The 6,938-nt window shown below is 63.2% G+C and carries 7 protein-coding genes; 4 read left to right on the top strand and 3 right to left on the bottom strand.

What is annotated here, in order from left to right; all coding sequences use genetic code 11:
* Positions 1–160 (bottom strand): ATP-binding cassette domain-containing protein (locus tag EN906_RS17290; protein ID WP_164777212.1); only part of this gene is annotated, 160 nt, incomplete at its 3' end.
* A 2-nt stretch (positions 161–162) separates the two neighbouring features.
* Positions 163–969, bottom strand: a complete 807-nt coding sequence (locus EN906_RS17285; RefSeq protein WP_127276572.1) for an SDR family oxidoreductase — start codon at positions 967–969, stop codon at positions 163–165.
* A 179-nt stretch (positions 970–1,148) separates the two neighbouring features.
* On the opposite strand from EN906_RS17285, the gene EN906_RS17280 reads away from it, so the two are divergent.
* The 4 genes from EN906_RS17280 to EN906_RS17265 all read left to right on the top strand — a co-directional run bounded on the left by EN906_RS17280 (position 1,149) and on the right by EN906_RS17265 (position 5,750).
* Positions 1,149–2,381, top strand: coding sequence for a sugar ABC transporter substrate-binding protein (locus EN906_RS17280; protein ID WP_127268520.1), 1,233 nt, complete (start codon positions 1,149–1,151; stop codon positions 2,379–2,381).
* A gap of 160 nt (positions 2,382–2,541) precedes the next feature.
* On the top strand, positions 2,542–3,411 hold the full coding sequence (locus EN906_RS17275) for a sugar ABC transporter permease (RefSeq protein WP_023811708.1): 870 nt from the start codon (positions 2,542–2,544) through the stop codon (positions 3,409–3,411).
* Positions 3,408–4,232: a carbohydrate ABC transporter permease gene (locus tag EN906_RS17270; RefSeq protein ID WP_013528984.1), complete on the top strand. Its 825-nt coding sequence runs from the start codon at positions 3,408–3,410 to the stop codon at positions 4,230–4,232. The genes EN906_RS17275 and EN906_RS17270 overlap by 4 nt, the downstream gene beginning before the upstream one ends.
* Positions 4,233–4,256: 24 nt before the next feature.
* Positions 4,257–5,750, top strand: a complete 1,494-nt coding sequence (locus tag EN906_RS17265) for a M81 family metallopeptidase (RefSeq protein ID WP_127268519.1) — start codon at positions 4,257–4,259, stop codon at positions 5,748–5,750.
* 147 nt (positions 5,751–5,897) lie between these two features.
* On the opposite strand, the gene EN906_RS17260 is transcribed toward EN906_RS17265, so the two are convergent.
* Positions 5,898–6,938, bottom strand: a 1,041-nt coding sequence (locus EN906_RS17260; RefSeq protein ID WP_245484281.1) for a M3 family metallopeptidase, incomplete at its 5' end; no start/stop codon positions are given.

The raw sequence follows: 6,938 nt of genomic DNA, 5'->3' as shown, positions 1-6,938 counted from the left end.
TCTCCAGGCCGGCCAGCATGCGCAGCAAGGTCGACTTGCCGCAGCCGGACGGGCCGACGAGGACGACGAACTCGCCGCTCTTGATATCGAGGCTGATGTTCTCGAGGATCTTGTGCTGGCCGAAGGATTTCGACAGATCGCGAAACTCGACATCGGTCATTGTCACGCTCCCAGAATGTCGTCGATGAAGGGCAGGCAGCCGGCGGTCAGTCCCGCGTCCACGGGCATCACCACGCCTGTTATTCCCGATGCGCGATCGGACGCAAGGAAGGCGACGGCTTCCGCCACTTCCGCGGCGTTGACGATGCGGCCGAGCGGATAGAGCCGCTGCAATTTGCCGAGGATTTCGGGATCCTTGGCAAGGCGGTGGTCCCAGGCGGCGGTGCGGATCGATCCGGGGCAAACGACATTGGCGCGCAGGCCGCTGCGGCCGAGCTCGACGGCGATCGCCTTGGCATAGGCGTTGATGCCGGCCTTGGCGGCGGCATAGGCCGGATTGCCGAAATGCGCGATGGCGTTGACCGAGGAGATGAAGACGACGCTGCCCGAGCCGCGGCCAGCCATCGCCTTGACCAGCGGGTCGGCGAAATTCATCACGCCAGTCAGGTTGAGATCGAGTTCCTGCTCTATTCTGTCGGGATCGAGCGCCGAAATCGTCTCGGCACGCGTCCAGCCGGCATTGTTGATGAGAATGTCGGGCACACCATCCCGGTCGAGGATCGCGCCGATCGCCGTCGCTATCGATGCCTTGTCGAGAAGATCGAAGACATGGCGGGAGGCAAGGTGCGGACTGTTCAGCGCCTCGCTTGACTGATCGCAACCGACGACCCTGGCGCCTCTTTGCGCTATCAGCGCCACGATGGCCGTGCCGAGCCCGCCGCCGGCACCCGTCACCACGACGGTCTTGCCCTCGAACTCGGCCCTGCCTTCGAACTCGGCCCTGCCCTCGAACTCGGATTGCGAAACCACCGTGCGTCATCCTCCGGGAGTTCTGACAGATCGCATAAGGCCTAGGCCTGTAAATGTAATTAAGCAACACAATAATCCGCTTGTAAGCCTTCAAATCATCGATAATGTAGGAAAGTCACATAAATCTTCTGCTCCGGCACGGAGAGGCGCGCAGGCGCAACACCAATGGGAGAGATCAAATGAGCCTTGCAAAATGGACTGTCGGCCTGATGGCCGGAATGAGCATGCTGGCAATTGCGGCGCAGGCGGATGCGGGCGAGGTGCGCGTCACCGTGGCCGAGTACAGCGCCAAGACTGCTCCCTATTTCGCCGACGTCAAGAAGGAATTCGAGGCGGCGAACCCCGGCATCAGCGTCAAGTTCGAAGTGGTGCCGTGGGATGTGCTGCTGCAGAAGCTGACCACCGACATCACCGCCGGCACCAATGCCGATCTGTCGATCATCGGCACGCGCTGGCTGATCGACTTCGTCCAGCAGGATGTCGCCGAGCCGCTCGACGGCTACATCAAGCCCGACTTCAAGGATCGCTTCATCGACACCTTCCTGTCGCCCTCGATCATGGACGGCAAGACCTACGGCCTGCCGATCGCGGCCTCGGCGCGCGCCATGTACTACAACAAGGAGCTGTTCGAGAAAGCCGGCATCGCCAAGCCACCGGCAACCTGGACCGAGCTGCAGGAAGATGCGCGCAAGATCAAGGCGCTGGGGTCGGGCACGTTCGGCTTCGGCCTGCAGGGCAAGGAGATCGAGACCGACGTCTATTACTATTATGCGATGTGGTCGCAGGGCACCGAGATCCTCAACAAGGACGGCACTTCGGGCCTGAGCACGCCAGGTGCGCTTGAGGCCGCCAAGCTCTACAAGTCGATGATCGACGAAGGCCTGACCGAACCCGGCGTCACCTCCAACAACCGCGAAGACGTGCAGAACCTGTTCAAGCAGGGCAAGGTCGGCATGATGATCACCGCACCCTTCCTGTCCAACCAGATCAAGGACGAGGCGCCGAACCTGAAATACGGCGTTGCAGCCATCCCCGCCGGCCCGACCGGCGCGCGCGGCACCTATGGCGTGACCGATTCCATCATCATGTTCAAGAACTCCAAGAACAAGGACGAAGCCTGGAAGCTGCTCGATTTCCTGTTCACCACGGAACAGCGCGCCAAGTTCACGCAAGGCGAAGGCTTCCTGCCGGTGAACAAGGAAGAGGCCAAGATGGACTACTACGTCAACAATGCCGATCTGGCGGCGTTCACCGCGCTGCTGCCCGACGCCCGCTTCGCGCCGGTCATTCCGGGCTGGGAAGAAGTCGCCCAGATCACGTCGGACGCCATGCAGAAGATCTATCTCGGCGGCGACCCTGAGGCGGGCTTGAAGGACGCGGCCGCCAAGGCCAACACCGTGCTGAAGAAATAGAGGCCGTGCTGAAGAAATAGGGCGTATCTCCCTGCGCCCGTGGCGCGCCCCAGACTCAGGCGGGGCGCGCCACACCTAGGTTCCCGGCCCGGTGCGGCGGATCCGAAATTCGCATAAGCAGAACCTTCTGATCCAGCACGCCGAGGTTGCAGGCCAGCAGATGCAAAATCGTTTCTTGCCCTATCTCCTGACCTTGCCCAGCCTGTTTCTGGCGGCGGTGGTCATCTTCTGGCCGGTCTGGGACCTGATCCAGATCTCGACGCATGAGGTCAGCCGCTTCGGCCAGCTTCGCGACTTCAACGACTTCGCCAATTTCGCGGCACTCGCTGCCGATCCCGATTTCACGGCCGCGCTCTGGCGCACCGGCCAATGGACGGTGATGGTGGTCGGCGGTGCGCTTCTCTTGTCGATCCCGGTGGCGATGATCCTCAACACCGATTTCTATGGCCGCGGCATCGCCCGCGTCATCATCATGCTGCCCTGGGCGGTGTCGCTGACCATGACCGCGGTGGTCTGGCGCTGGGCGCTGAGCGGCGAAAGCGGCATGCTCAATTCGGCGCTGATCGGCCTCGGGCTCATCGATCACAACATCCAATGGCTGGCGAGCGCCGAGACCGCTTTCCCGATGCAGGTGCTGATCGGTATCCTGGTGACGGTGCCGTTCACGACGACGATCTTTCTCGGCGGGCTGTCGTCGATTCCGGACGATCTCTACGAGGCGGCGGCGCTCGAAGGGGCGACGCCGCTGCAGCAGTTCCGCGAAATCACCTTTCCGCTCCTGAAACCGTTCATCAACATCGCCATCGTGCTCAACACCATCTACGTCTTCAATTCCTTCCCGATCATCTGGGTGATGACGCAGGGCGGCCCGGCCAACTCGACCGATATCCTGGTCACCCATCTCTACAAGCTGGCCTTCCGCATCGGCAAGCTGGGCGAAGCATCGGCGGTGTCGCTGGTGATGTTCGCCATATTGCTGGTCTTCACCATGATCTATGTGCGGCTGGCGATGCGGGAGCAACGCACATGACGAGCAAGCTGAAACGCTCCATCATCGCCTGGCTGCTGCTGGCGCCGCTGATCGTGGTGACGCTCTTTCCCTTCGCGGTGATGTTCCTGACCGCGGTCAAGCCGAGGCAGGAAGTGCTGTCGCCGACCTGGTGGCCGAGCGAATTCCGCTGGTCGAATTTTTCCGACATGTGGGTGGCGACCGGCTTTGGCCAGGCGCTGCTCAATTCGCTCTACGTGTCTGTGATCGCCACGGTTGGCGCCATCCTGATCTCGGTTCCGGCGGCCTATGCGATGTCGCGCTTCCGCTTTGCCGGCTACGGCGCCTTGCGCCAGTTCCTGCTGATTTCGCAGATGATCTCGCCGATCGTGCTGGTGCTTGGCCTGTTCCGGCTGATGGCGGCCTGGGGCTTGGTCGAGAGCACGACGGCGCTCGGCTTCATCTACATGGCCTTCAACGTCGCCTTCACGGTGTGGATGCTGCAGAGCTATTTCGACACCATTCCGCGCGATCTCGAGGAAGCCGCCTGGATGGAGGGCGCCGGCCGCTGGCTGACCTTGCGCAAGGTGTTCCTGCCGCTCTGCCTGCCGGCGATCGCGGTGACCGCGATCTTCACCTTCATCAATGCCTGGAACGAATTCGTCGTGGCGCTCACCATGCTGCGCAGCCAGGAAAGCTATACGCTGCCGATCCAGGTGTTTTCGCTGGTCGCCGGCCGCTACACCATCGAATGGCACCACGTCATGGCCGCGACGTTGCTGGCGACCTTGCCGGTGGCCATCCTGTTCATCTGGCTGCAGCGCTACCTCGTTCGCGGGCTGGCGCTCGGGGCGGTCAAATAACGCCTATTCACGGACGGAGCTTTCATGCGCATTTTCACCGCCTCGCTGGCGACGGAAACCAACACCTTCTCGCCGGTGCCGACCGATAGGGCCTCGTTCGAGATGGCCTTCTATGCCGGGCCCGGCAAACATCCGGACACGCCGACGCTGTGCTCCTCGCCGATGGTGGCGCTGCGCCGGCGGGCAGCGGCCGAAGGCCTCGATGTCATCGAGGGCACCGCCACCTGGGCGGAGCCGGGCGGCCTGGTGCAACGGCAGACCTATGAGGCGCTGCGCGACGAGATCCTTGGCCAGCTCAAGGCAGCGCTGCCGGTCGATGCCGTCATCCTCGGCCTGCATGGCGCCATGGTGGCGCAAGGCTATGACGACTGCGAAGGCGACTTGCTCGAACGGGTTCGCGCAATGGTCGGGCCGCAGGTGGTGATCGCCGTGGAACTCGATCCGCACAGCCATCTGACACCGAAGCGCGTGGCGGCCTCCGACATCCTCGCCTACTTCCTCGAATTTCCGCACACCGATTTCTACGAGCGCGGCGAACACGTCGTCGAGCTTGGCCTTGCGGCGGCGAGGGGCGAGATCAAGCCGGTCATCTCGACCTTCGATTGCCGCATGATCCAGGTGCTGCCGACCAGCCGCGAGCCGATGCGCTCCTTCGTCGACCGCATCAAGGCGCTGCACGGCAAGGACGGCGTGCTGTCGGTCTCCGTCATCCATGGCTTCATGGCGGCCGACGTGGCCGAAATGGGCACACGCATCCTGGTCGTCACCGACGATGACAAGGCCAAGGGTGACGCGCTGGCGGAAAGGCTCGGGCGGGAACTCTACGCGCTGCGCGAAAAGACGGCGATGACGATGCTGAGCGCCACCGACGGCATCGACCGGGCGCTGGCCGTGCGCGCCGAGAATCCGGGCAAGCCGGTGGTCATCGCCGATATCTGGGACAATCCCGGCGGCGGTGTGCCCGGCGACGGCACCTTCGTGCTGCGCCAGATGCTGGCGCGTGGCCTGGACAGGTTCGCCGTGGCGACGATCTGGGATCCGATCGCGGTCACCTTCTGCCTGGCGGCGGGCGAAGGCGCGGTCATCGATCTGCGCTTCGGCGGCAAGGCCGGGCCGCAGGCAGGCGAGCCGATCGACGCGCGCGTGCGCGTGCTGAAAGCGGTTGCGGAGGGCTGGCAGAGTTTCGGGCCAAGCCGGGTGACGCTGGGGCCGACGGCGCTGGTCCGCCTCGAAGGCACCGAGGTCGACATCATTCTCAACACCAACCGCACACAGACCTTCGAGCCGGATATCTTTTCCAACATCGGCGTCGATCCGATGGCCAAGGACATGCTGCTGATCAAGTCGACCAACCATTTCTACGCCGGCTTCGAGCCGATCGCCGCCGAGATCATCTATGTCTCGGCGCCGAGTTCGTATCCCAGCAATCCGGCGGTGACCGATTACAAGAAGCTGACAAGGCCGGTGTGGCCAAGGGTTGCGGATCCTTGGAAGGATGCAGGCAATCTCCCCCCTTGAGGGGGAGATGTCGCTGAAGCCGACAGAGGGGGTCGCCTGACGTAATGCGCCAACCTTCTTCTGCCGCAGCAGGCCGAGCCCGGTCGAACCGACCCCCTCTGGCCGCTTCGCGGCCATCTCCCCCTCGAGGGGGGAGATTATCCGGTGCTACACCAATCCCCGCTTCACCATCATCGCTTCGGGCGACGGCATCTTGCCGCGAAATGCGGTGTAGAGTTCTTCCGGATCCTTCGAACCGCCGGCGGCGTAGATGTTCTTGCGCAGCCGTTCGGCGAGCGCCGGGTTGAAGGGGTCGCCGGTCTCCTCGAAGGCGGCGAAAGCGTCCGCATCGAGCACTTCCGACCACATGTAGGAATAATAGCCGGCCGAATAGCCGTCGCCGGAGAAGACGTGGCCGAAATGCGGGGTGCGGTGACGCATGGCTATGGTGTCCGGCATGTGCAGCTCTGCAAGCGTTTCGGTTTCGAAACGAAGTGGTGCTTCAGGCGCATCCGGCCGTGCGTGATAAGCCATGTCCATCAGCGCGGATGCGGTGAACTCTACTGTTGCAAAGCCAGCGCCAAAAGTCCGCGCGGCCAGCATCTTGTCGAGCAGCGCCTTGGGCATCGGCTTGCCGGTCTTCACATGCAGCGCGTGTCTTTCCAGCACCGCCGGCACGGTCAGCCAATGTTCGTAGAGCTGCGAGGGCAGTTCGACGAAATCGCGGCTGACCGAGGTGCCCGAAACCGAGGGCCAGGTGACATCGGTCAGCATGCCGTGCAAAGCATGACCGAATTCGTGGAACAGCGTTTTCGCCTCGTCGACCGACAGCAGCGCGGGCTCGCCGGCCGGCGGCTTGGCGAAGTTCATGATGTTGTAGATCACCGGGCTCGCACCGTGGCCGAGCCTGTAGCCGGACTGCAGCGCGCTCATCCAGGCGCCGGAGCGCTTCGAGGGCCGGGCGAAATAATCGGCGAGGAACAGGCCGCGCTCGCTGCCATCGGCATTTTTCACCACGAAGACGCGGGCGTCGGGGTGCCAGGCAGCGATGCCCTTCTTCTCCTCGAAGGTGATGCCGAACAGCCGTGTCGCCACATCGAAGCAAGCGTCGATGATGCGGTCGAGCTGCAAATAGGGCTTCAGCTCCGCCTCGTCGAAGGCGAATTTTTCCGCACGCAGTTTCTCCTGGTAGAAGCGCCAGTCCCAGGC

The organism is Mesorhizobium sp. M7A.F.Ca.CA.004.06.1.1, assembly GCF_003999135.1.
Taxonomy (GTDB): domain Bacteria; phylum Pseudomonadota; class Alphaproteobacteria; order Rhizobiales; family Rhizobiaceae; genus Mesorhizobium.
The sequence above is the reverse complement of the archived record's forward strand: the minus strand, read 5'-3'. Positions and strand labels throughout refer to the sequence as shown.